Raw genomic sequence first — 20656 nt, 5'->3', positions numbered from 1 at the left:
GGGTTCGAGGCGGGGGTCATGATGCGGAAGGCGCCGCTGTCGGTCATGGGGTTCATGGCCTGGGCGGCGTCGTCGGCTCCGGGGGGCATGGTGCGGTAGGAACCCGTGTCCGCCGGCCGCACGGTCTGGGCCGCGCCGGCCCCGGGGGTCATGACGCGGAAACCGCCGGTGTCCATGGCGGGTACGGGCGGGATCGCTCCCGTCTCCGTCACGGTCATCGCCGGCAGCACGCCCGTGCCGGTCAGGGCGTCGGTCCGGAAGGAGCCGGAGTCGGTGCGCTGGGCGGGGATGCCGACGGCGGCCGTCGACCACTCCTGCGCCGGCACCCGGGTCTCGGGCATCGGCCAAGGGCTCTGCGACGCCTGGGCGGCGGGCAGCGGGGCGGGCGCGGGCTGCGGGGGCGGGGAGAGCTGCACGGCCGGTGTGGGCCCCGGGGCCCGGAGTGCTTCGGGGGGCGTGCCCGTCGGCTGCCCGGTGCGCTGCGACAGCAGCTCACGCGCCTTGGCGACCTTCAGCTGGCTCTTGGTCTTGGAGGTGCCCGGCGCGGTCCGGCGCGGAGCGGCCGCGGACAGGGCCTTGGGCGGGCTCGACGGGTTCGGCCCGACCGCGGGCACCGCCGCGGCCGGCCCCGCCGTCAGCTCCAGCTTCGGGCGCTCCGCGGGCAGCTCACGGACGACCTCGGCGTCGCTCTGCGCGGACGGCCCCGCGGGCAGCGCCGGTCGGGACGGCCCGGAGCCCTCCAACTGGCCGAGCAGGTCGGCGGCCATGGCGCTGACCTGCCGGCGCGGGCCGGGCCGCTCGGGCATCCGGTCGGACGGCAGCGCGGCCGGCACACTCGGTCCCAGCTTCGCCCGCGCGCCCTCGAACCACTCCCGGGCGATGTTGTCGAGGCCAGGGTCGTCCGTACGCTGCCGCTTGAAGAGCGGGACCCCGCGTGAGCGCGAACCGCCGTTCATCGCCCGTGTGGCGTTGTAGTTCCCGGTGGCGTTCTCGGCCTGGTCGTAGAGGTTGTTGATCCGCTGTCGAACCTCGTCACGGCTCTCGGACGCCATGGGGGTCGTGCTCCTTCCGTGCTCCGCCTACCGGGGGTTCGGGCCTGGAATCCGGAAGGTATGCCCTACGGCCGGTGCCTGCCAGGCATTCGGCCGATTCACCCCAGTGGTCGGTCGGGTCCCCGCTCCGGATCGCCCCGAGGGGCCCGGACTCGGCGGAGGCCGCGCGGCCCGACGGGATTCGCCGGGGGGAGCCGAGCGGCTTGAACGTCAACTTAGCCAACTTGTGTCACTCGTGTGAAGGTTGGCGAGCGTAATGTCCGATACGTATTTGTGATGTTCGTCGTACTGTTCGGTATGGGTATACGTGGCCCGGCATTTCGCCCGCGCGGCGATCACAGTCGGACGACCACCAGCGCGGTGTCGTCGGTCGCGCCGTCCGGCGGGAGCAGCTCGCGCAGTACGGCGTCGGCGAGGTCCTCGGGCCCCAACTCGCGGTTGTCGGAAAGGGATCGGGCGAGCCGGCGCAGTCCGGTGTCGATGTCCTCGCGGCGGCGCTCGACGAGTCCGTCGGTGTACAGGACGAGCGTCGCGCCGTCGGCGAACGCGGTGACGGCCTGCGGGCGCGGCTGCGGATCGGGGCGGGCGTCGAGCGGGGGATCGGTGGCCCGGTCGAGGAACTCCACCCGGCCGACGGGGTGCAGCAGGGCGGGTGGCGGGTGCCCGGCGCTGCTGTAGGTGACCGTGTGCCGGTCGAAGTCGACGAACGCCGTCACCGCCGTGGCCGACTCGGCGCCGTCCACCACGTGCGCGTACCGCCCCAGCACGTCGAGTGCCTGGGCGGGGCCCTCGGCCACCCGGGACGCCGCGGTCAGCGCGCTGCGCAACTGCCCCATCACGCACGCCGCTTCGAGACCGTGCCCGACCACGTCGCCCACCGAGACGGCGACCCGGTCCCCGCCGACGAGGTCGACCAGGTCGTACCAGTCGCCGCACACGTTCAGCCCGCCGGTCGCCGGCCGGTAGCGTACGGCCGCTCGGTGCCGCCCCAGCTTCCGGGGGGCGGGGAGCATCGCCTCCTGGAGGGCGACGGCCACCTCGCGCTCCTTGCTGTGCGCCTGCCGCAGCCGCTCGTTGATCTTCTGCAACTCGCCCGCCCGCCGGTACAGTTCGGCCTCCAGCACGTCCGCCCGCCCGTCGACGGCGGCCCGGCGGGCCCGGATCAGTTCGGTGACCTCCTCCACCCGGTGCACCAGCAGGACGACCTTGCCGTCCGGGTCGAACAGGGGCACGTTCACCGGGCTCCAGTAGCGCTCCTCCCAGGTTCCGGGCCGGCCCGGCACCTGCACGTCGTACCGCTGGAGGGCCATCGTGTCGCGCTCGCCGGTGGCGAGGACCCGGCGCAGCGAGCACTCGAGATTGCGCATGCCGGTGGCGCTGGAGTCGTCGGGGTTGTCCGGGAAGACGTCGAACAGGTACCGCCCCACCACCTCCTCGCGCCTGCGTCCGGCCATGCGCAGGAACTCGGCGTTGACGTCCGCGTACACCAGGTCCGGGGTCAGCAGGGCCACCATCCCGGGCAGGTTCTGGAAGACCGTCGCGTAGTCGATCCCCGCGCCGCTCGTGCCGTCGCTCATGACAGGGGCCACCTCCCCGCCGTGTTCGCACCAGTTTCGCACGGAAAGTGCGGTGTGCGCCGCGCTACCTGCTCCAATCCCGCTCCGGGCCTCCTCGCCACCGCCTGCCCGGCGGCGTCCCGGGCCGGCGCGGTGATCGCGGACATCGGCGGCGTCCTACCGCACCGGCGCGTTGACCGTCCGTCACATTACCGAACCGTAACCTGACGGCTGCTACCCGCGGTAACCACATGCTGGTTACCGTCGGGTAAACCGCATCCGCCCCGTCGGCCGCTCCGGGGACGCGCGCTCCACCCCCACCTCCCCCTCCCACGCCCCAGCACGTCCAGGAGGCTCCCCATGCCTGTCCGCGCTCGTCTGCTGGCCACCGCCGTCGTCGCCGCCGCCTGCCTCTGTCTCCAGACCCTGCAGGCCACGGCGTCCCAGGCGGAGGTCTCCCGGGGTGTCACCATCCCGGCCTTCTACGACCCGCCCGCCACCCTGCCCACGGCCGACGGCGCCCTCGTCCGCACCGCGCCCCTTCCGCTGGCCCTCAGCCTCCCGAGCCTGCCCGGGCCGCTGCCGGGCACCGCCACCCGGCTGATGTACAAGTCCACCGACTCGGCCGGCCGGCCGGTCGCGGTCACCGGCGCCTACCTCGAGCCGACGTTCCCCTGGCTCGGCCCCGGCGCCCGCCCGCTGGTCGCCGTGGCCCCCGGCACCATGGGCCAGGGCGACCAGTGCGCCGCCTCCATGGGCCTGGAGCACCCGCTGCTCCTCAACGGCCGGACGGTGTCCGTCGGTTACGAGGACCTGTCCGTCTACCGGCTGCTCGCCGAGGGGGTCGCGGTCGTCGTCACCGACTACGTCGGGCTCGGCGCCACCGACCGGCTGCACACCTACGTCAACCGGCTGGACGGTGCGCACGCCGTCCTGGACGCCGTACGGGCCGCCCGGCACGTGCCCGGCGCCTCGGTCACCGCGGCCTCGCGGGTGGGTCTGTTCGGGTACAGCGAGGGCGGCGGCGCCACCGCCGCGGCCGCCGAGATCCAGCCCGGCTACGCCCCGGACGTCACCCTCTCCGGCAGCTACTCCGGGGCGCCGCCCGCCGACCTCACCGCCGTCACCGCGGCCATCGACGGCAGCGACCTGGCCGGCGCCCTCGGCTGGGCGGTGAACGGGTTCGTCCAGTCCGACCCGGCGCTGAAGCCGATCGTCGACGCCCACCTCGGCGCGGCGGGCCGGGCCGCCCTCACCGACCTGTCGACGATGTGCGTCGGGGACGCGCTCCTCGCCTACGGCTCCCGGCACAGCTCCGCCTGGACGAGTGACGGCAGCTCCATCTCCGACGTCATCGCCGAGGAGCCGGCGTTGCGGGCCTTCCTGGACGGGCAGCGCATCGGCGGGACGGCGCCGGTGAGTCCGGTACGGCTCGCGACCGGTGTCAGCGACGACCTCGTACCGCATGCGCAGGCCCGGCAGCTGGCCGTCGACTGGTGCGGCGAAGGGGCGGACGTCACCTATGTGCCGGTCGTCCTGCCGGACGCGGGCCGCGCCCTGCTGAACCACCTGGCGCCCCTGCTCACCGACCAGGGCGACGCCATCGCCTGGCTGACCGCCCGGCTCTCCGGTGTGCCGGCCGGCTCCAACTGCCGGACCCTGCCCGCGCAGCCGTGAGCGACGCCCCCGCTTGCCGACGGCGGGCATCGCGGGGCAGGCTGCCGGTGTGCCCACCTTGCTGATCGTCCATCACACCCCCTCGCCGCACTGCCAGGCCATGTTCGAGGCCGTGGTCTCCGGGGCGACCGCCCCGGAGATCGAGGGGGTGCGGGTGGTACGGCGGGCCGCCCTGTCCGCCACCGCCTCCGACGTGCTCGCGGCCGACGGGTACCTGCTCGGCACCCCGGCCAACCTCGGCTATCTCTCCGGGGCCCTCAAGCACTTCTTCGACCAGATCTACTACCCGTGTCTGGACGGCACGCGGGGCCGCCCCTTCGGTGCCTACGTGCACGGCGGCAACGACGTCACCGGGGCCCTGCGCGCCCTGGACGCCATCACGACCGGCCTGGACTGGCGAAAGACGGCCGAACCGGTCACGGTGACCGGCGAGCCCACGAAGGCCGACCTCGAGGCCTGCTGGGAACTGGGAGCGACCCTCGCGGCCTGCCTGTCGACGGACGGCTGAGCGCCCCCGCCCCGGCGGGGGCGCCCGCCCGTACGGCCGAGTGGCGGGTGGTGGGGGTCAGGGAGCCGGGACCGTGTGGGGTTGGTCCGGTCCGGGTTTCGGGCGGGTGCGGGTCCAGGACGGGTCGGCGGCGAGGTCAGGGGTGGGGGGACGGTCCATGGGTCGACGGGTCTCCTGAGATGTGGGGGGTGGAACACTCGTCCGGTGCCGTGGACAGCTCGGCCCAGACGACGCGAGCGGCGGATCCTTCCGGTCCGACCTGCACGCCCCAGTCGAGGCTGAGCGCGTCGACCAGGAACAGCCCGCGGCCGTTCTGCTCGTCGGGTCTCGCCTGCCGGGGAGCCGGCAGCGTGAAACCGCCGTTCTGGTCCTCGACCTCGATGCGGACCCGGTCGTCGGTGGCCTGCACCCGGCACACGATCCGGCGGCCCGCGGAGTGCACGATCGCGTTGGTGACCAGTTCGGAGGTCACCAGCACCGCGTTGTCGCGGGCCTCGTCGGGCACCCCCCAGGTGCCGAGCAGTTCGCCCACGCTCCGGCGGGCGTTGCCCACCGCGCGGGGCGTCGGTGCCAGATCGAAGACGCGGCTGCGCGGGACGGGGCGGTCCCCGGAGGCGAACCGGTCGAGGCCTTGCGGCCCAGGGAGTCGACCGAGGCGTTCGCCTCCGGGTGGTCCGGGGATTCCCGTCGCGTCGGACGGGCGGTGCGGGCCCTCGGCGGCGGCCATCAGGGCCGGCCGGGGCGGACCGGGTATCCGGTCGTCGGGGAGTCGGTCGAGCGGCTGGGGGAGAGAGGGCGGGGCCATCGCCGTGCGCCTTTCGTCCGGCTTCGCAGCGTGGGGCTGAGCGGTCTCGTTCGCCCCGGGCCGCTCGGGGGCAGACGACGACCCGTGCCTGGACGGCACCGGGTCACAGCTCAGTCTCCCCCAACTGCTCTGCTTCGCCCGCTCCTTGGTCGGTCGGAGCAGTAAGCCCACTCTGGCATCTGCCAACATCGTCTCGCAACCAGCAAGTTGAAAATTGCAAGAAGCGAAGTGCATGCTGCTCCCGACAAGAAGTGATCGAATGAGTCCGCGATCCGATCACGAGCCCGTGAGACGGTGACCCTGAAACCTGGTGTGAGGGGGTAGGGCGTGACCTCGGAGACCGACTGGGGCGGTGCCCCTTCCGTCCTGCGCATGATCCTGGGCCGGCAACTGGAGGAGATGCGCACGCGGGCCGGGCTCAGTTACGAGCAGGCCGCCGCCGCGATCGGCGTCAGCCACTCCACCATCCGCCGGATGGAGGCCGCCAAGGTCGCCCGGCTCCGGCTGGCGGACGCCGAGAAACTGCTGCAGACGTACGGAGTGACGGACCGCCAGGAGGTCGACACCTTCCTGCAGTCCGTCCGCGAGGCCAACAAGCGCGGCTGGTGGCACACCTACCGCGACGTCATGCCGGACTGGTTCGCCGCGTACCTGAGCCTGGAACAGGCCGCGTTGCAGATCCGCGCCTACGAGAACCAGTTCGTGCACGGCCTGTTGCAGACCCGTGAGTACGCCGCCGCCCTGCTCGGCGCCGGCAACCCGCACGCCCCGTCCGAGGCCACCGAGCGCATGGTGGCGCTGCGGATGCGCCGCCAGGAACTGATCACCCGGCAGGCACCGCCCCGGCTGTGGGTCGTGATGGACGAGACGGTGCTGCGCTGGCCGGTCGGCGGTGCCGAGGTCATGCGTGCCCAGATCGACCACCTGATCGAGATCAACCGGCTGCCCAACGTCACCGTGCAGATCATGCCGTTCGCCAACGGCCCGCACCCCGCCATGCGCGCGGGCGCGTACCACCTCTTCCGGTTCAAGGCACCCGAACTGCCCGACATCGTCTATCTCAACGGCCTGGTGGGCGCCGTCTACCTGGACAAGAGCGCCGACGTCGTGGTCTACCGCGAGGCTCTGGACCGGTTGGGCGCCCAGGCGGCGCCCGCCAGGAAGACCGAGGTCCTCCTCGGTGCGATTCGCAAGGAGCTCTGACGTGCACCACCCCGTACACAACGGCGTCCCGTCCCGGCAACTCGGCGCGCGCGGCTGGTCCAAGCCGTGGAGCGACGACGCCGGCGGCGCCTGCGTGGAAGTGAAGAAGCTCGCCGACGGCCGGGTCGCGGTACGCCAGTCGACCGACCCCGACGGCCCCGCCCTGGTCTTCACACCCCGCGAGATGACGACCTTCCTGACCGGCGTGAAGGCGGGTGACGCCGACTTCCTGATGTGAGCCTTGCGCTGGGAACTTCCTTGCTATAGCTGATCGTTCACACACCCCCGCATCCCCCTCACCGGAATGGGAGACACGGCGTTGCCCGAAAACGGATGGCCGGCCGACCGCATCGACACCGAGAACGCGCATTCCGCGCGGATCTACGACTACATCCTGGGCGGCAAGGACTTCTACCCCGCCGACCAGGAGGCGGGTGACGCCATGGCCCACGAGTGGCCGGCGCTCCCGATCCACATGCGCGCCAACCGCGACTGGATGAACCGTGCCGTGCGCTGGCTCGCCGAGGAGGCGGGCATGCGCCAGTTCCTCGACGTCGGCACCGGCATCCCCACCTCCCCGAACCTCCACGAGATAGCCCAGGCGGTCTCCCCGGACTCCCGGGTCGTCTACGTGGACAACGACCCGATCGTCCTCACCCTGTCCCAGGGCCTGCTCTCCAGCACGCCCGAGGGCAGGACGGCGTACATCGAGGCCGACTTCCGCGACCTGACGGGCCTCTTCGACACCCCCGAACTGCGCGAGACGCTCGACCTCGACAAGCCGGTGGCGCTGACGGTGATCGCCATCGTGCACTTCATGCTCGACGAGGACGACGCCGTCGGTGTCGTACGACGCCTGCTCGAACCGCTGCCCTCCGGCAGCTACCTGGCGATGTCCATCGGCACCGCCGAGTTCGCGCCCGAGGAGGTGGGCCGGGTCGCCCGCGAGTACGCGGCCCGCAACATGCCCATGCGGCTGCGCACCATCGACGAGGCCCACGAGTTCTTCGAGGGTCTCGAACTGGTCGAGCCGGGCATCGTGCAGGTCCACAAGTGGCACCCGGACGGCACCGGCGAGGAAGGCATCCGCGACGAGGACATCGCGATGTACGGAGCGGTCGCCCGCAAGCCGTGACCTGGACCCCGTGCCGGGACCGGGCTCACCTTCCCGGTCCCGGCACGGATCGACGTCAGGGCCGGCCCGCGCCGTGTCCGAGGACGCCGTGATGGTGGCGGCGGTGCACGGCCGCGGTGCGGTGCAGGGCGATCAGGGCCGCGTCGTCACCGAGCCGGCCTCCCGCGTGGGCCAGCAGATCGCGGCGGATGTGGTGCATCAACGACTCGGGAGCGGCGTCGGTCCACTGCGCGACCCGCTCCGCGAGCGGGTAGAAGCGGCCCTGCCCGTCCCGTGCCTCGACGACGCCGTCGGTGTACAGCAGCAGGGTGTCGCCCGGCTCGAAGGAGAAGACGTCCAGGGTGTGCTCGGGACCGTCCGGGCCGGGCACCCCCAGGGGCGGCGACGGATGCAGGCTCGGCACGGTGACCACGTGCCCCGGGCTGAGCAGCAGGGGCGGCGGATGGCCGGCACTGGTCATCCGGGTCAGCGGGTCCTCGTCGGGGATCTCGACCAGCAGCGCGGTGACGAACCGCTCGCCCGCCTCCTCCGGGGTGTCCAGCTCCGCGGAGTAGCGCTGCACGCTCTGCTCCAGGGAGGTCGCCAGCTCCGGCAGGGAGACGTGCCGGTGGGAGGACTCCCGGAAGGCGCCCAGCAGCAGCGCCGCCTCGCCGATCGCGGACAGCCCCTTGCCCCGGACGTCCCCGATCAGCACCCGGACCGCCCGGTCGCCGCGGGCGGCCGCGTACAGATCGCCGCCGATCTGCGCCTCGTCCTCGGCGGCCAGGTAGAGCGAGGCGATCCGCAGCGGTCCGATGTACTCGGGCAGCGGCCACATCAGCACGTGCTGCGCGGCCTCGGCGACCGTCCGTACCTGGGCCAGCTGGGCGCGCCGGCGCTCCCGGACCGCGCTGTAGACCACCACGATGGCCGAGAGCAGCACGAGGGTGACGGTCTGCACGACGTGGTTGGCGGTGCCCAGCCCGCCGTGGAAGACGGCGATCACGATCTGGGCGGCCACCGCGAGCGCTCCGACCAGCGCGGTCGACCGCGGGCCCGCGAAGGAGGGGGTGAGCGCCGGGGCGATGACCAGGGCGGGGCCCAGATGGATGTCCTCGGGCGTGCGGAGGTCCGCCACCATGATCACCACGATGAGCGCGATCGGCAGCAGCAGCAGGGCGTGCGAGGACTGCCACGACTGTCGCGGGATCACGCCCTTCCACCGGCTCCCCATGACTACCAGCGTGCGGCACCGCCACGTGCCCGGCCACCGCGAGGCCGGCCGGGCGCGACCGGCGGACTACAGGTTCACGGAGCGCATGCCGGACTCGTCGTAACGCTCGCCCGCGGCCTTCGGCACCTCGGCGTCGATCCTGGCCAGGTCGTCCTTGGTCAGCTCGACGTCCACGGCGCCCGCGTTCTGTTCCAGGTAGCTGCGGCGCTTGGTGCCGGGGATCGGGACGATGCCGTCACCCTGGGCCAGCACCCAGGCGAGGGCCAGCTGCGCCGGGGTGACCTCCTTCTCGGCGGCGATCTCCTTCACCTTGGCGGCGAGCCGCAGGTTGGCGTCCAGGTTGTCGCCGGTGAAGCGGGGGCCGTTGCGCCGGAAGTCGTTCGCGTCGAGCTCCTCGGGGGAGGAGAACCGGCCGGCGAGGAAGCCGCGGCCCAGCGGCGAGTACGGGACGAACCCGATGCCCAGCTCCCGGCAGGTCGGGATGACCCCGTCCTCCGGGTCGCGGGTCCACAGCGAGTACTCGGTCTGCACGGCCGTGATCGGGTGCACCGCGTGCGCCCGCCGGATCGTCTCGGGGCTCGCCTCGCTCAGCCCGATGTGCCGCACCTTGCCCTCGGCGACCAGTTCGGCCATCGCGCCGACGGTCTCCTCGATCGGCACGTTCGGGTCGACGCGGTGCTGGTAGTACAGGTCGATGTGGTCGGTGCCGAGCCGCTCCAGCGAGCCGTGCACGGAGCTGCGGACGTGCTCGGCCGAACCGTCCTGGCGGCCGATGCTGCTCATGTCGCCCGGTACCGCGTGGTCCATCCGGTAGTTGAACTTCGTGGCGATCACGTACTCGTCCCGGTGCCCCCGGATCGCCTCGCCCACCAGCGTCTCGTTGGTGAGCGGACCGTAGAGCTGGGCGGTGTCGAGGAAGGTGACGCCCAGTTCCAGGGCCCGGTGAATGGTCTTGACGCCCTCGTCCTCGTCGGCGCTGCCGTAGAAGGCCGACATCCCCATGCAGCCGAGGCCGATGGCGGAAACCTGCAGATCCCGCAGAGTGCGCTGTCGCATGTGACTCCCAGCCTTTCCTGCTGATTGGTGCTGTGCTGGGGACGCTACGACCTGAAGCGCACTCGAAGTCAAACGCGGACGGTCCGGGGCGGGGCGTGCCGCGCCCCGGACCGTCCGGCACCCGTCAGGACGTGAGCCGGACCGGCAGTTCGAAGAGGTCGTTCTGGGTGACCACCGGCTTGTTGCGCAGTTCGGACGCGGGCACCGCGAGATCCAGGCCGGGGAAGCGGTCGTAGAGCGCGGGCAGCGCGACCCCCGCCTCCAGCCGGGAGAGCGCCGCACCGGGGCAGACGTGCGGCCCGTGCCCGAAGGAGATGTGCCGGTTCCTCGACTCACGGGTGACGTCGAACTCCCCGGCGCTCGGCCCGTGGGCCTCCTCGTCCCGGCCGATCGCGGCGTACGACACGATCAGCGCGTCGCCCGCCGGCAGCACCCTGTCGCCCACCGGGACGTCCTCGGTGGCGAACCGGATCAGCACGTGCGAGGTCGGGGTGGACCAGCGCAGGGTCTCCTCGACCACCGCCGACCAGTCCACCTCCCCGGCGAGCACGGCGGCCCGCTGCTCGGGATGGGTGGAGAGGTTGACCACGGCGTTCACGATCAGGGAGATGGTGGTCTCGTGACCGGCCGCCACCATCAGCTGGAGGGTGGAGACGATCTCCTCGTCCGTGAGGTGGTCGCCGTCCTCGGAGGCCAGGATCAGCGCGCTGGTCAGGTCGTCGCCGGGTTCGGCCCGTTTGGCGGCCACGGTCGCCGCCATGATCCCGGCCAGCTCGGTGAGGGTCGCGACGACCTCGGCGGGCGGCGTCTGGGTGGAGAAGAACTTCTCGAACAGCACCTTCAGGCGGGGCAGCTCGGCCTCGTCGATGCCCATCAGGTCGGCGATGACGTACATGGGCAGGGGGTAGGCGAAGGCCGCCTTGAGGTCGACGCGCTCGGCGTCCGCGGGGAGGGCGTCCAGGAGGTCCTGGGTGAGCTTCTGGATCCGCTCCCGCATCTGCTCCACCCGGCGCGGAGTGAGCGCCTGCGCGACCAGTGTGCGCATCCGGCGGTGGTCGGCGCCGTCGACGGTCAGCATCGAACGACCGGGGTTGGCGAGGCCGATCAGCGGCCAGTCCGGCGCTATCTCCCCGCGCTGCCAGGCACCCCACACGTTGATGTCCTTGACCAGGCGCGGGTCGGTCAGCAGCGCCTTCGCCTCGGCATGGCGGGTGACGGCCCAGACCGGCACCCCGCCGGGCAGTTCGACGGCGGCGAGCGGGCCGGCGGCGCGCAGCCGCGCGCTCTCGCCGTCCAGGTCGGTGACGAAGGGGTCGAGGGCGATCCGGGCTTGTTCGATACCGGTCGTCATCGTGACGTGCCTCCCAGGGCAGGGTCGGGTAACTGCGCCATGCGGTGCTGCGCCTGTCTCTCGGTGCGGATCGGAGGATCAGTGGGCCGGTACGGGGGTGAACCGGACGGGCAGCGCGGTCAGCCCGCGCAGCCACGGCGAGGGCCGCCGGGTGAGGGCGTCGGCGGGGACCGCCAGGTCGATGTCCGGGAGCCGGTCGAGGACGACCTCGATCCCGGTCCTGGCGATCACCTCGGCGACCTCCTGGGCGGGGAACGGGCAGCGGTGCTCGCCGTGCCCGAAGGAGAAGTGCGCGTTGTTGCCGCCGGTCAGCGCGGAGGCGTCGGTGCGCACCTGAGGATCGGAGTTGGCGCCCTGCAGGCCGAGGATCAGCAGGTCGCCGGCGCGGATCCGGCGGCCGCCCAGCCGGGTGTCCCGGGACGCCCAGCGGCCGGCGATGTTCTGGCTGGGGGTGTCCTCCCACAGCACCTCGTTCATCGCCTCGGCGACACTGTTGCGGCCACCGAACAGGGAGGCGGCGAACCGGTCGTCGGTGAGCATCAGACGCAGCGAGTTGCCGATCCAGTCGGCGGTCGGCTGGTGCCCGGCCGCCATCATGACCATCAGGTCCTGCATGATCTCTTCGTCGGTGAACCCGCTCGTGTCCTGGAGCATCCGCGACACCACGTCGTCGGCCGGGTCCGCCCTGCGGTCGCCGAGCAACCGCGCCATGGAGGAGGCAAGGTGCTGCTGGCCGGCGATCGCCCGGTCACGGCCGTCGATCATGTCGTTGAGCGCGGTGACCAGGCCGGGGCCCTCCTCGTCGGAGAAGCCGTACAGCCGCGCCAGCACCCGAACGGGCAGCAGCATCGCGTACTGGCCGATCAGGTCGGCCTCGCCGCTGGTGCACAGTCCGTCGATCAGCTCGTCCGCGAACCGCTCGGCGTGACCGCGCAGCACGAACGGGTCGACGGCCTCCAGCGCGTCGCTGATCATCCCGGCGCGCTCGCGGTGCCGCTCGCCGACCGTGTAGAGGATCGACGGCTGCTTGCGGCCGATCATCGGCAGCAGCGGCCAGTCGTCGGGGATCAGGTCCCACTGGTTCCACAACTCCGAGTCCCGGCTGAACAGCACCGGATCCCCGGTCACCTGGTGCAGCTCGCGGTAGCCGAGCACCAGCCACGCGGGCACGTCCCCGTCCAGCACGACGGGGGTCACGGCGCCGTGGTCGCGCCGCATCTCCCGGTACAGACGCGCCGGTTCGGTCTGGAACCGGGGGCCGCCGAGCGGCACGGCTTCGGGGGTCACACGAACTCCTGTCGGGGCAGGTCCGCCGGTGCGGACGGGCCGGCGTACCGGTTCTTGACGTGCTGGACGAGCGTGATCAGCACCTGCTTGCCGGACTCCCGGGAGCGGGCGTCGCAGGTCAGCAGCGGGACGTGCGGATCCAGGTCGAGGGCGTGCCGGACGTCCTCGGGCGGGTGCACGGCGCCGCCGAAGTCGTTGCAGGCCACGATGAACGGGGTGCCGTGCTTCTCCAGGCGGTCGATGGCGTACCAGGAGTCGTCGATCCGCCGGGTGTCGACGAGCACGACCGCGCCGAGGGTGCCGGAGAACAGCCGGTCCCACAGGAACCAGAACCGCTCCTGGCCCGGCGCCCCGAACAGGTACAGCACGTTGCGGGCGTCCAGCGTGATCCGGCCGAAGTCGAAGGCGACGGTGGTGGCGGACTTGCCGCGGACCTCGCGGACGTCGTCGACCCCCTCGCCGGCCTGGGTCATCGTCTCCTCGGTGCTGAGGGGACGGATCTCGCTGACCGAGCGGACCAGGGTGGTCTTGCCGACGCCGAAGCCGCCCACGACCACGATCTTGAAACCGTTGTCGGCGGAAGCACCCAACGGGGTGCGCGCGTCAGAGGTTGCGGAGTCCAACGAGCACCTGCTCCAGGATGTCGGGATCGGTGATGGCCGGCCGGTACGGGTGGCGGGCACTGACCCGGCCGGCCGCCAGCAGGTCGCCCAGCAGGATCTTGGTGATGCTCACCGGCAGCCCCAGCTCCGCGGCGATCTCGACCACGGAGACCGGGAACTCGGCCAGCCGGAGGATCGCCGCGTGCTCCGACTGCATGCCGGTGGCCGGCTCCGACTCGGCCACGACCAGCGTGACCAGGTCGAAGGGGTTGTCGGGGCCGACGCCGCTGCGACCGCCGGTGATGGTGTACAGACGGTCGGGCGCGTCGTCCCTGCCGGGCCGGCTCATGCGGTGCGGGGCTGCGCGGTCAGATGTTCGCCGAGCTGCTCGACCAGTTCGCTCATGTTGTGCCCGACCAGACCCGGTTCGGCGTCCTCGCTGGTCACCACGGCCAGGTGGGCGCCCTCGCCGGCCTCCACGATGAACAGCACACCCCCGTAGAACTCGGTCATCGCCGACCGCACGCCGCCGCTGCCGTCGCCGAACTCCACGGACGCCCCGTGCGACAGCGACTGGATGCCGGCGGCGATCGCCGCGAGCTGGTCGGCCTGGTCGACGGAGAGCTCCGGCGTACGGCACAGCTTGAGCCCGTCGCGGGAGAGCACGAGGGCGTGCCGCGCGCCGGGGGTGCGCTCCAGGAGGCCCTCGATGAGCCAGGTGAGCTTGGAGTCGGCGGTGGTCCTGCCGGTCATGAAGTGGGGTCGCCTTCCGGATGCGCGTGCGGGTGGGAGATGTGGTCGGGTTCGGACTCCGGGTGGGGCGCGGGGACCGGGTCGTGCGCGGGGGTGGGGGCGTACCGGGCCGACGCCTCACCGGAGCCGGCGGGGGAGTCCGGGGCCCGGTCGACCTGATGGGTGGCGGGGGCGGTCGGGGCGGGGGTAGGTGGGCGGACCGCCTGGCGGAAGCTGCTGAAGCGGGCCGCGCGGACCCGGGCGTCCTCGGCGGTGGGCGTGGGGCGCGGCTCCTGCGGCTGGGGCGCCGACCTGCGTTCGGCCTCGGCGAGGGTCCGGCCGCGGCGCCGCCTGGGCAGCCCGGTCGGCCCTGCCTCGTCCTCGTCGGGCTCGGCGTCCGCCGCGGACTCGTGCACGGGGACCGGGTCCAGCGGGGCGGGCTCGGGCGCGGGCGCCTGCGCCGCCTGGGGGAGCTCCGGTTCGTCACCGACCGGGGTGGTCAGCAGCTCCTGCGGAATGAGCATCAGCACCCCGGTGCCCCCGCGCGCCGACGGCCGGAACGACACCTTCAGGCCGTGCTTGCCGGCCAGCCGGCCCACCACCGCGAGACCGAGCCGGGTGCCGGTGAGCCCGCCCAGCCCGGTGGTGTCGCCGGAGACCGCCCGCTCGGCGCGGCGCAGCTGCACGTCGCCCATGACCAGACCGCTGTCCTCCACGGACACGATGACCCCGGCCGGCACCTCCTCCACGTACACGTGGACCTCGGCCGTCGGCGGCGAGAAGTTGGCCGCGTTGTCGAGGAGTTCGGCCAGCGCGTGCATGACCCCCTCGGCGGCGTGCCCGGCGACGGCCGCCTCGCTCACCGAGTGCACCCGCACCCGGCGGTAGCCGCTGATCCGGCCCATGGCCCCGCGCAGGATGGACTCCATGCCGATCGGACGCGCCCAGCGACGGCCGGAACGCGCCCCGGTCAGCACCGCGATGGAGTCGGCGAGCCGGCCCGCCTGGGCCGTGCGGTGGTCGAGGTGCAGCAGGTCCGCCAGCACGTCCTCGTCGGTGTGCCGCTCCTCCATGCTCCGCAGGTCGGCGAGGGTGGCGGTGGCCAGGGCCTGCATCCGGCCCGCCGCGTTGCCGGCGGCGGCGATCGCCGCCGCCCGCTCCCGGGACGCCTGTTCCAGCGCGGCGGTGAGCCGGGTGTGCTCCTGCCGGTACCAGTCCAGCTCCTGACCGGTGTCCTCCTGGAGGCGGGCCCGTTCCTGCTCGAAGGAGTCCGCGAACTCGCTTCGCTGCTGCGCGAGTTCGTCGATGAGGCGCTGCTGCTCCTGGCGGGCCTCCTCGGTCGTGCGGGCCTGCTGCTGGAGCAGCCTTCCGATGTCCTGGGTCACCGTCTCCAGCCGGCGCCGGGCGGCACGCGCGGTCCGCGCCGCGTGGACGGCCCAGGTCACCGTGGCGCACAGCAACAGCGCGGCCACGCTCGCCCCGAGCGCGAGGGGCGTGCGCACCGAGGCCGGGGCGGCGGTCACCGCGGCGACGACCGCGAGAGCCGACACGACGGCCGTCGGTACGAGGGTCGGAGCAAGCGTGCGGAGGGACGGTCGGTCGCCGGGAGGCGTGGGCGCGGTCATCGGTCCGGTCAGGTCCTCGGAGCAGGTGGGGATGGTGATCCGGTAAATGAGTTGTGACGCTCGGTGTTGAACTGCGCGTCACTATACGAGAGTTCGTGATCGAAACAGAACGCTTCCGGCCGCATTGCCTGGTCGAGGAGACACCGTCCCCGGGGTTTCACCGGTCGGCAGCGCGGTACCCAGGGCGGCGGCCACCTCGTCGGAGGGGGATCGGGAGGGGGACGCGAGGGCGACCGGCAGGGTTCCGTCGTGGACAAGTGATAAACGCGACGCCGGAATTCGACCAGTAGTAGCTCCCGCATCGTCGCAAATGATCCAAACGTCTATACGATGACGCGTGGCACGGCCGGGACGCGGAGAACCTCTTCGTGTGCAGGCCGGCGGCGGGCCGGTGTCGAGGGGGGCGATGCCTTCATGAGGGGCGACTGGAGCCAGGTGGCCGCGGGAGCGGTCCGGTTCGTCCGGCGCACGCTGCGCGGCGAATGGCACGCCATCGTGGTGGACCCGGTACGGCAGCTCGTGCGCCGGGGGCTCTCCGGGATCGTGCTCGCCTTCGTGGCCGCGTTCGGCGTCATCTTCTTCCACGGCATCGCCCAGCACCCCCTCGGCAGAAGACTGGTGTGGCACCTCGGCGGCGTCACCGCCGACCTGCCCCTGTGGCTCTCCCTGCTGCGCACCCCCGTCTCACTCTACGTCCCGGCGCTCGACCTGCCGGTCTGGGCGGGCATCACCCAGCTCTTCCTCGCCTTCGCCCTCGCCGAACTCGCGCTCGGCCGGGGCCGGACCCTCGCCGTCGCGTACCTCACCACCCTGGCGGGCACCATGACCGCCCGGGTGATGGTCGCGCTGGGCCCCGGCTGGTGGGGGTTCGGACTGCCCCCCGAGGCGGGCCGGATCCTCGACACCGGGCCGTCCGCCGCGGTGGTCGGTCTGTTCACCTTCCTGTCGGTGGTCCGCCGGGCACCGGTCGTCTTCACCCTGACCGGCGGCTCGATGGTGTGGGAGTCCATCGCCGTCCCCAACCTCGCCGGCCGCGAGCACCTGATCGCGGTGGCCTCGGCGATCGTCCTCGGCCTGCTGCACGGCCGCCGGCTGCCCGTCCCGGCCCGGATCGTCGCGCGCCCCGTCACGCCCCCGTCACCGCCCCGCTCCGACCCGCCGGTGCGCCGGCCGGGCCCTCCGGTCCACCGCCCCGGCCCCCAGCGCCACCCCGTACCGTCCTACCGGCTCCCCTGAGACACCCCGACCCCGTCGGATACCCCGCAACCCCCTGCGTCACACGGCCGACCCGCCGCACCGTTCGACGACGTCAATGTGATGGTTTTCGCACATCGGCCCCCGCGGGCAACCCCTAAGGTTGCGGCGAGCTACGGCAGGTCACGGCAGGGCGCGGCTGACACCATGGTGTGTGTCGCCGGCAGGCTGAAGGGATCCAGGCATGTTCCGCAAGGTGCTGGTCGCCAACCGTGGAGAGATCGCCATCCGCGCGTTCCGCGCGGGCTACGAGCTGGGTGCGCGCACGGTCGCCGTGTTCCCCCACGAGGACCGCAATTCGCTGCACCGGCTGAAGGCCGACGAGGCCTACGAGATCGGGGAACCCGGGCATCCGGTGCGCGCCTACCTCTCCGTCGAGGAGATCGTGGCCGCCGCCCGGCGCGCCGGGGCCGACGCCGTCTACCCCGGCTACGGGTTCCTCTCGGAGAACCCGGAACTCGCCCGGGCCTGCGAACAGGCGGGCATCACGTTCGTCGGACCGAGCGCCCAGACACTGGAACTGACCGGCAACAAGGCCCGCGCGGTGGCCGCCGCACGCGCCGCCGGCGTACCGGTCCTCGGCTCCTCCGCGCCCTCCAACGACGTCGAGGAACTGGTCAGGGCCGCCGACGAGATCGGCTTCCCGGTGTTCGTGAAGGCCGTCGCGGGCGGCGGCGGCCGCGGCATGCGCCGGGTCGAGGACCCGGCGGCGCTGCGCGAGTCCATCGAGCAGGCTTCCCGGGAGGCCGCCTCCGCGTTCGGCGACCCGACGGTCTTCCTGGAGAAGGCCGTCGTCGACCCCCGCCACATCGAGGTGCAGATCCTCGCCGACGGCGAGGGCAACGTCATCCACCTCTTCGAGCGGGACTGCTCGCTGCAGCGCCGCCACCAGAAGGTCATCGAGCTGGCCCCCGCACCCAACCTCGACCCGGAACTGCGCGACCGCATCTGCGCCGACGCGGTCCGCTTCGCCCGCGAGATCGGCTACCGCAACGCCGGCACCGTCGAGTTCCTGCTCGACCGCGACGGCAACCACGTCTTCATCGAGATGAACCCGCGCATCCAGGTCGAGCACACGGTCACCGAGGAGGTCACCGACGTCGACCTGGTCCAGGCCCAGATGCGCATCGCCTCCGGCGAGACCCTCGCCGACCTCGGGCTCTCCCAGGAGACGGTGAAGCTGCACGGCGCGGCCCTCCAGTGCCGTATCACCACCGAGGATCCGGCCAACGGCTTCCGCCCCGACACCGGCCGCATCAGCGCGTACCGGTCCCCGGGCGGCTCCGGCATCCGGCTCGACGGCGGCACCACCCACGCCGGCACCGAGATCAGCGCGCACTTCGACTCGATGCTGGTCAAGCTCACCTGCCGGGGCCGGGACTTCAAGGCCGCCATCGGCCGCGCCCGGCGGGCCGTCGCCGAGTTCCGCATCCGCGGTGTGGCCACCAACATCCCGTTCCTCCAGGCCGTGCTCGACGACCCCGACTTCCAGGCCGGCCGGATCACCACGTCCTTCATCGAACAGCGCCCGCACCTGCTGACCGCCCGCACCTCCGCCGACCGCGGCACCAAGCTGCTCACCTACCTGGCCGACGTCACCGTCAACAAGCCCCACGGCGACCGGCCCCACCTGGCCGAGTCGACCAGCAAGCTGCCCCCGCTGCCGGCCGGCGAGCCCCCGGCCGGCTCCCGCCAGCGCCTGGTCGAGCTCGGCCCCGAGGGCTTCGCCCACTGGCTGCGCGCGTCGCCCACCATCGGCATCACCGACACCACCTTCCGCGACGCCCACCAGTCCCTGCTCGCCACCCGGGTGCGCACCAAGGACCTGCTCGCCGTCGCCCCGGTCGTCGCCCGCACCCTGCCCGAACTGCTCTCCCTGGAGTGCTGGGGCGGCGCCACCTACGACGTGGCGCTGCGCTTCCTCGCCGAGGACCCCTGGGAGCGGCTCGCGGCGCTGCGCGAGGCGGTCCCCAACATCTGCCTCCAGATGCTGCTGCGCGGCCGCAACACCGTCGGCTACACCCCGTACCCGACCGAGGTCACGGACGCCTTCGTGCAGGAGGCCGCCGCCACCGGCATCGACATCTTCCGCATCTTCGACGCCCTCAACGACGTCGGCCAGATGCGCCCCGCCATCCAGGCCGTACGGGAGACGGGCACCGCGATCGCCGAGGTCGCCCTCTGCTACACCGCCGACCTGTCCGACCCGGACGAGCGGCTCTACACCCTCGACTACTACCTGCGGCTCGCCGAGCAGATCGTGGACGCGGGCGCCCACATCCTCGCCGTCAAGGACATGGCGGGCCTGCTGCGCGCCCCCGCCGCCGCCAAGCTGGTCTCGGCGCTGCGCCGCGAGTTCGACCTCCCGGTCCACCTGCACACCCACGACACCGCGGGCGGCCAGCTGGCCACCTACCTCGCCGCGATCCAGGCGGGCGCGGACGCGGTGGACGGCGCGGTGGCCTCCATGGCCGGTACGACCTCCCAGCCCTCCCTGTCGGCGATCGTGGCCGCCACCGACCACTCGGAGCGTCCCACCGGGCTCGACCTGCGGGCCGTCGAGGACCTGGAGCCGTACTGGGAGAGCGTCCGCAAGGTCTACGCGCCCTTCGAGGCGGGCCTCGCCGCACCGACCGGCCGCGTCTACCACCATGAGATCCCCGGCGGCCAGCTCTCCAACCTGCGCACCCAGGCCGTGGCCCTCGGCCTCGGCGACCGCTTCGAGGACATCGAGGCGATGTACGAGGCCGCAGACCGCATCCTCGGCCGCCTGGTCAAGGTCACCCCGTCCTCCAAGGTGGTCGGCGACCTCGCCCTGCACCTGGTCGGCGCCGGGGTGAAGCCCGAGGACTTCGAGGCGACCCCCGACAGGTTCGACATCCCGGACTCGGTGATCGGCTTCCTGCGCGGCGAGCTGGGCACCCCGCCCGGCGGCTGGCCGGAGCCGTTCCGCACCAAGGCCCTCCAGGGCCGCGCCCCGGCCAAGCCGGCACCCGAGCTGTCCACCGAGGACCGCGAGGGCCTCGCCAAGGAGCCCCGCACGACCCTCAACCGGCTGCTGTTCCCGGCCCCGACCCGCGAGTTCGAGACCCATCGCCAGACCTACGGCGACACCAGCGTCCTCGACAGCAAGGACTTCTTCTACGGCCTGCGCCCGGGCAAGGAGTACGCGGTCGACCTGGAGCCCGGCGTCCGGCTGCTGATCGAACTGCAGGCCGTCGGCGAGGCCGACGAACGCGGTATGCGCACGGTGATGTCGAGCCTCAACGGCCAGCTGCGGCCCATCCAGATCCGCGACCGCGCCGCGGCCTCCGACATCCCGGCCACCGAGAAGGCCGACCGCGGCAACCCGGGGCACGTCCCGGCCCCGTTCGCCGGAGTCGTCACCCTCGCGGTGACCGAGGGCACGGAGGTCGAGGCGGGCGCCACGGTGGCCACGATCGAGGCCATGAAGATGGAGGCGACCATCACCGCCCCGAAGGCGGGCCGGATCTCCCGGCTCGCCATCAACCGCATCCAGCAGGTGGAGGGCGGCGACCTGCTGGTCGAGATCGCCTGATCCCGGACGCGGCGGGCGGGGAAGACCGGCACCGATCCGAT

At 72.7% G+C, this 20656-nt stretch carries 17 protein-coding genes and 1 pseudogene; 7 read left to right on the top strand and 11 right to left on the bottom strand.

The genetic code is table 11. The annotated features are described in order from the left end of the window. Positions 1–1052: pseudogene (locus tag AB0G52_RS29700) on the bottom strand (hypothetical protein); the annotation flags it as partial. Positions 1053–1387: 335 nt separating this feature from the next. After that, on the bottom strand, positions 1388–2629 hold the full coding sequence (locus tag AB0G52_RS29695; protein WP_132893323.1) for a SpoIIE family protein phosphatase: 1242 nt from the start codon (positions 2627–2629) through the stop codon (positions 1388–1390). A 339-nt stretch (positions 2630–2968) separates the two neighbouring features. Here AB0G52_RS29695 and AB0G52_RS29690 point away from each other — a divergent pair, with 339 nt between their 5' ends. Beyond that, positions 2969–4285, top strand: coding sequence for a lipase family protein (locus tag AB0G52_RS29690; protein WP_361340350.1), 1317 nt, complete (start codon positions 2969–2971; stop codon positions 4283–4285). Between the two features lie 49 nt (positions 4286–4334). Continuing rightward, a complete protein-coding gene (locus AB0G52_RS29685; protein WP_361340347.1) occupies positions 4335–4793 on the top strand; it encodes a flavodoxin family protein in 459 nt (152 codons plus the stop codon). A gap of 136 nt (positions 4794–4929) precedes the next feature. On the opposite strand, the gene AB0G52_RS29680 is transcribed toward AB0G52_RS29685, so the two are convergent. Further along, positions 4930–5598, bottom strand: coding sequence for an ATP-binding protein (locus tag AB0G52_RS29680; RefSeq protein ID WP_361340344.1), 669 nt, complete (start codon positions 5596–5598; stop codon positions 4930–4932). 327 nt (positions 5599–5925) lie between these two features. Here AB0G52_RS29680 and AB0G52_RS29675 point away from each other — a divergent pair, with 327 nt between their 5' ends. The 3 genes from AB0G52_RS29675 to AB0G52_RS29665 all read left to right on the top strand — a co-directional run bounded on the left by AB0G52_RS29675 (position 5926) and on the right by AB0G52_RS29665 (position 7936). Continuing rightward, entirely contained in the window at positions 5926–6801 is an 876-nt protein-coding gene (locus AB0G52_RS29675; RefSeq protein ID WP_358979148.1) for a helix-turn-helix transcriptional regulator, read from the top strand. Position 6802: 1 nt separating this feature from the next. Next, positions 6803–7039 (top strand): DUF397 domain-containing protein, encoded by a 237-nt coding sequence (locus tag AB0G52_RS29670; RefSeq protein WP_132893314.1) that lies wholly within the window; start codon positions 6803–6805, stop codon positions 7037–7039. Between the two features lie 81 nt (positions 7040–7120). After that, positions 7121–7936: an SAM-dependent methyltransferase gene (locus tag AB0G52_RS29665; RefSeq protein ID WP_358979146.1), complete on the top strand. Its 816-nt coding sequence runs from the start codon at positions 7121–7123 to the stop codon at positions 7934–7936. Between the two features lie 55 nt (positions 7937–7991). Here AB0G52_RS29665 and AB0G52_RS29660 read toward each other — a convergent pair whose 3' ends face one another. From AB0G52_RS29660 to AB0G52_RS29625, 8 genes are all read right to left on the bottom strand, one after another. Next, a complete protein-coding gene (locus AB0G52_RS29660; protein WP_361340339.1) occupies positions 7992–9149 on the bottom strand; it encodes a PP2C family protein-serine/threonine phosphatase in 1158 nt (385 codons plus the stop codon). Between the two features lie 66 nt (positions 9150–9215). Beyond that, the gene (locus AB0G52_RS29655) at positions 9216–10205 is read right to left on the bottom strand and encodes an aldo/keto reductase (RefSeq protein WP_132893309.1); all 990 of its coding nucleotides are present in this window, start codon (positions 10203–10205) and stop codon (positions 9216–9218) included. Between the two features lie 124 nt (positions 10206–10329). After that, complete coding sequence (locus tag AB0G52_RS29650; protein ID WP_132893307.1) at positions 10330–11556, bottom strand: cytochrome P450; 1227 nt, start codon at positions 11554–11556, stop codon at positions 10330–10332. A 78-nt stretch (positions 11557–11634) separates the two neighbouring features. Further along, positions 11635–12843: a cytochrome P450 gene (locus tag AB0G52_RS29645; RefSeq protein ID WP_132893305.1), complete on the bottom strand. Its 1209-nt coding sequence runs from the start codon at positions 12841–12843 to the stop codon at positions 11635–11637. Next, on the bottom strand, positions 12840–13433 hold the full coding sequence (locus AB0G52_RS29640) for an ATP/GTP-binding protein (RefSeq protein ID WP_132893466.1): 594 nt from the start codon (positions 13431–13433) through the stop codon (positions 12840–12842). Before AB0G52_RS29640 ends, AB0G52_RS29645 begins: the two co-directional genes overlap by 4 nt. A gap of 13 nt (positions 13434–13446) precedes the next feature. Further along, positions 13447–13794, bottom strand: coding sequence for a DUF742 domain-containing protein (locus tag AB0G52_RS29635; RefSeq protein WP_132893303.1), 348 nt, complete (start codon positions 13792–13794; stop codon positions 13447–13449). Then, positions 13791–14198 carry a roadblock/LC7 domain-containing protein gene (locus AB0G52_RS29630; RefSeq protein ID WP_132893301.1) on the bottom strand — a complete coding sequence of 136 codons (408 nt, stop codon included), beginning with the start codon at positions 14196–14198 and terminating at the stop codon, positions 13791–13793. The genes AB0G52_RS29635 and AB0G52_RS29630 overlap by 4 nt, the downstream gene beginning before the upstream one ends. After that, a complete protein-coding gene (locus tag AB0G52_RS29625; protein WP_361340333.1) occupies positions 14195–15802 on the bottom strand; it encodes an ATP-binding protein in 1608 nt (535 codons plus the stop codon). Before AB0G52_RS29625 ends, AB0G52_RS29630 begins: the two co-directional genes overlap by 4 nt. A gap of 414 nt (positions 15803–16216) precedes the next feature. On the opposite strand from AB0G52_RS29625, the gene AB0G52_RS29620 reads away from it, so the two are divergent. Together AB0G52_RS29620 and AB0G52_RS29615 are read left to right on the top strand one after the other, a co-directional pair. Then, positions 16217–17038: a hypothetical protein gene (locus AB0G52_RS29620; protein ID WP_361340330.1), complete on the top strand. Its 822-nt coding sequence runs from the start codon at positions 16217–16219 to the stop codon at positions 17036–17038. Positions 17039–17240: 202 nt separating this feature from the next. After that, positions 17241–20615, top strand: coding sequence for a pyruvate carboxylase (locus AB0G52_RS29615; protein ID WP_361340327.1), 3375 nt, complete (start codon positions 17241–17243; stop codon positions 20613–20615). The last annotated feature ends 41 nt before the right edge of the window (positions 20616–20656 follow it).

The sequence above is a fragment of the Streptomyces sp. NPDC021562 genome (assembly GCF_040640875.1).
Lineage (GTDB): Bacteria > Actinomycetota > Actinomycetes > Streptomycetales > Streptomycetaceae > Streptomyces.
The sequence above is the reverse complement of the archived record's forward strand: the minus strand, read 5'-3'. Positions and strand labels throughout refer to the sequence as shown.

Coding starts and splice junctions, on each gene's coding strand:
- AB0G52_RS29650 (WP_132893307.1), bottom strand. CDS start 11,556: ATGACGACCGGTATCGAACAAGCCCGGATCGCCCTCGACCCCTTCGTC.
- AB0G52_RS29630 (WP_132893301.1), bottom strand. CDS start 14,198: ATGACCGGCAGGACCACCGCCGACTCCAAGCTCACCTGGCTCATCGAG.
- AB0G52_RS29615 (WP_361340327.1), top strand. CDS start 17,241: ATGTTCCGCAAGGTGCTGGTCGCCAACCGTGGAGAGATCGCCATCCGC.
- AB0G52_RS29635 (WP_132893303.1), bottom strand. CDS start 13,794: ATGAGCCGGCCCGGCAGGGACGACGCGCCCGACCGTCTGTACACCATC.
- AB0G52_RS29695 (WP_132893323.1), bottom strand. CDS start 2,629: ATGAGCGACGGCACGAGCGGCGCGGGGATCGACTACGCGACGGTCTTC.
- AB0G52_RS29660 (WP_361340339.1), bottom strand. CDS start 9,149: ATGGGGAGCCGGTGGAAGGGCGTGATCCCGCGACAGTCGTGGCAGTCC.
- AB0G52_RS29620 (WP_361340330.1), top strand. CDS start 16,217: ATGAGGGGCGACTGGAGCCAGGTGGCCGCGGGAGCGGTCCGGTTCGTC.
- AB0G52_RS29625 (WP_361340333.1), bottom strand. CDS start 15,802: ATGACCGCGCCCACGCCTCCCGGCGACCGACCGTCCCTCCGCACGCTT.
- AB0G52_RS29690 (WP_361340350.1), top strand. CDS start 2,969: ATGCCTGTCCGCGCTCGTCTGCTGGCCACCGCCGTCGTCGCCGCCGCC.
- AB0G52_RS29655 (WP_132893309.1), bottom strand. CDS start 10,205: ATGCGACAGCGCACTCTGCGGGATCTGCAGGTTTCCGCCATCGGCCTC.
- AB0G52_RS29680 (WP_361340344.1), bottom strand. CDS start 5,598: ATGGCCCCGCCCTCTCTCCCCCAGCCGCTCGACCGACTCCCCGACGAC.